This is a genomic window from Aeromicrobium sp., assembly GCF_014378035.1.
Classification (GTDB): Bacteria; Actinomycetota; Actinomycetes; order Propionibacteriales; family Nocardioidaceae; genus Aeromicrobium.
Genome location: NZ_JACMOM010000031.1, coordinates 1 through 3,389, shown reverse-complemented (window position 1 = coordinate 3,389; position 3,389 = coordinate 1). Strand labels below are relative to the sequence as shown.

General features: G+C 62.0%; 2 protein-coding genes and 1 pseudogene. 1 reads left to right on the top strand and 2 read right to left on the bottom strand.

All coding sequences use genetic code 11. The features are described 5' to 3' along the window. Positions 1–492: 492 nt before the first annotated feature. Together H7290_RS02100 and H7290_RS02095 are read right to left on the bottom strand one after the other, a co-directional pair. Entirely contained in the window at positions 493–1,257 is a 765-nt protein-coding gene (locus H7290_RS02100; RefSeq protein ID WP_290512362.1) for a hypothetical protein, read from the bottom strand. Then, complete coding sequence (locus H7290_RS02095; RefSeq protein WP_290512361.1) at positions 1,254–2,225, bottom strand: helix-turn-helix domain-containing protein; 972 nt, start codon at positions 2,223–2,225, stop codon at positions 1,254–1,256. The genes H7290_RS02100 and H7290_RS02095 overlap by 4 nt, the downstream gene beginning before the upstream one ends. 916 nt (positions 2,226–3,141) lie before the next feature. Between H7290_RS02095 and H7290_RS02090 the strand changes: the two are divergent. After that, a pseudogene (locus H7290_RS02090) lies at positions 3,142–3,389 on the top strand (ABC transporter ATP-binding protein); the annotation flags it as partial.

Here is a 3,389-nt window from a genome sequence, read left to right as displayed (position 1 = left end):
CCTGGACCACCAGAGCCGTATGGGTCGAATTCACAACTCATTCCGGCGCCACGTCTCGCGTGTGGGTCTATGCAAATGCGGTTCAGCGACGTTAGACGCTCACATTTTCGCAATGTGCGAGTAACTACCGTCAACGTAAAGAGCGCGGGTGCCACCGTCGGCGGCGTATCTCGAAACCTAGTTGGCGTAAACATTGGCGTAGACCCCTCAGAAACTAGAAAAGGACCGATCTCGCATTTAGCGAAACCGGCCCCTGACCATGAATTTTTCTGTCGGGCTGACAGGAATTGAACCTGCGACCCCCTGGAGGGTTCAGGCCCTAATTTGGTCGTTGCCGAATGTCTCCGAAAACTCGCGGATTCCCCTGTTTCTATAGGGAACCGGGCGGTTCGCTGGCTTCGATTGTACGCGGACTTGCCCGGTCGTTCATGGTTCATTTCGATGGGTAAATGATGGTCACCCAAGTGTCTCGAAGGTGCCCTCGTCCGGCCCCTATCGTGGGTCGGTGACGAGCCTTCGGATCAGGGCGACGAGTCGCTCCTGCGGGATCCTCGCCTCGCGTATCAGAGCACTTGTGCGAGCCTTGTCGGCGATGTTGTGGAGAATGCGGCCGGTGTCGAGTCGGGTGCCCTGAAGGTGGCCGTTCAATGTCCATGCGCCGATTTGGTCACTGTCGTAGGAGTTCGCGACGCTCAGCAAGTTGTAAAGATCTGTGAGGTCCTTCGATACCGCTCGTGAGGTCGTCGCGTAGGCCTTCAGGCTGACCGCGAGCTCGACCGATGGGACGCGGACTACGAACTCGTGGCGGCTCCCATCGGTGAGCATGACGCCAACATCGAGAAGGATGGGCTCCGTCGCGAAAGCCCGCATGAGGCCGGGAGCGGCGTCGAAGCCGCGGCCTCCGTGTTCTGTCTTGACAAACTGATTGGTACCGGAAGGGACGAGGAGGTCGATCTCGAGCGGTCCCTTGGCATAGTGGTTGCCGCTCGTGTCGATGTATCCCGCGTCCGTCAGCGCGCGATGGATGTGCCCAGAGGCGGCGATGGATGTCGAGATGGCGGCGTCCGCGTCAGCCGTGCGTCGGACAATGGCTTCCGCGACTGGGAATGCGGTCAGCAGCAAGCTGGCCATGTGGCCGCCGACGACACGGACATCATCGAGGTGATCGGTGATGCGGGCAACGTCTTCCAACGCCAGGTAGGCGGCGTCGTCGGCGTTAGAGGTCGCGACCGTCTCCACCGAGCGTCGGATCTTCACGATCGTTCGCTCGTAAGGACCAGATTACGGATGCGTTTGACGGCCTCGTCCGCGTCCGGGCCGCCCGTCCGCCTGACATCCCATGCCGCGATAACTGGATCGACGGTCGAGGTGTTACGTCGTTGCGACCATGAGGCTGCGGTTGCCCAGATGGTTCGGTCGGCTGGAACAGTGAATGTGAGCGTGGCACGCTCATCAGTAGTCTGCGCGAACCCAAGCTTGCCCAGGGCGATCCCTGACGCTGCGTAGACGGCAGCACGTGCAGGCACCCGCCACGGCGCCAATTGGTCAGCGGCGGAATCTCCGGAAACTAAGACTTGGACGCCAGCTGATGCTCCGGCGGCCACGACCGAATTCGATTGGTGAGTGACAGCGTCCAGCCCGTACCAGTTTGTGGTGATCCCTCCCGGACCCGCGTACTCAGCCATGAACGCATCCCAGAGCGCCAAGCGATCTGGCGCCCTCCAACCAGAGGCCGATCTGACGACAAGGCCATCGAGTGCGCTGTTTGACTTGGATACCGCGGACTGCGTCACGCCGGTTTCTTTCGCCAGCTCGGCCTGAGATCGAGGCTCCCCGTTGAGGATGTACACACGCATGATCGCCCAGCGGCCCCACGGGTTGCGTCGACGGTTAGGCACAGCCAGCGACGCGCGGCTTTCCGCGATCGCATCCGGTGATTGGATTTCCTCGCGGTTCCAAATAAGGAGTCGATTCCTGAGCGACACGACACCCAACCGCCCATCCTTCTTGGCGGCGTCGATGAGGCCGCGGCTCGCGATCGGTACGACGACCAGGACGTGCTCACCGGTGTTTTCAAGCAGCCGCAGGGCGTCCCACTCGTAGATTGTCTTTTGCCGCACCTTGACCTGCACGACAACGGTTTCGCCGTCGCGGCTCACGAGAAGGTCGACGCCCCGACGCTGATCGGGACGCACGGACACGTCGAAGCCGGCAGCGACGAGCACGTCAACTGCGTCAGACTCAGTACCCGTCGAAGTCGACACCCTATGCCCCGTATTCCTTTTAGCGATTCATTTCACTATAACTACTAAAGCGCTTTCCTGCGAGGATCTCAGCGTCGCTGACGCCCGCTTTTGCGTTCAGTCGCACTCCGAACTACGCGGTCAACGTCGACGAGTGCACGGACGGCGGGCGCCCATTTGCCGTCTATCAAAATCGCGCCCGATCGGACCAGGCCGCTTAGTGCGGTGAGAACACTGGTGACCGCCCGGGGTGATCCGCAGACCCGCCGAACGCACTCGGCGATGTCGTCGCGTTCGTCGACGTTCCGATTGCGACGCGCGGCACCGCCTGCTATCCGACACGCCAAATCATCACAGTGTTTTGGGCAACCAAACCATGGGGCCGGCCATGACGTCAACCAAACCGGGGCAGTCTCAAAGCATCCGAGCTTGCGGAGCAGCAGCAGGCCGGACTCGCCAGCAGACGGAGCCGACACCACGACATAACCATGCAGCCACGCCCGCGAAGCGGACAGCACCCGCGCCGGCACGAGCTCCTTCGGAGCCGCGGCAACGCGCAGAGTTTGGTCTGGCTGTGGCTGTAGCTGGTGTACCGCTGCCCGGCGATGAAACGGTCCGAAAGTCGGCCGTCGGCTTCGCATTTGGTAGCTGCCGCCTCAACCGGGGGCACTGGGACAGTCTCGGTCCGCTCCCGGCTGGAACAACACCACATCCACCGACGATGACGACAACCGGCTTGGCTTCTTCCTCGGAGCCGGCCTGCAGTCGTCGAATGAACGCGGACCCAACGCAGTCCATAACGCTGACCGGCGCACGGCGCGTCACCTCGCCAGCCGCGTCGCAAAGCTCGGACAATCCGCCATCTAAGCTGGATTTTCTGCCCACGAAAGGGAACTCAATGAGCATGGAAGGCGCGGCCTGGAGCTCGCTGTACAAGATCTCTACCGCCAGGGACGGCAAGCACGGCTTCTCGCGTGAGTCCGTGCGGCGGATCATTACGTTCGCGGCGCCCTACCGGTCCAAGCTGCTGATCTTCATCGCCCTCTCCATCGTCGGAGCTTTCCTCGCGGTCGCGACGCCGGTACTCGCCGGCCAAGTGGTCGACGTCATCGTCGCCCAGGGCCAGGTCACCACGATCGTTTGGCT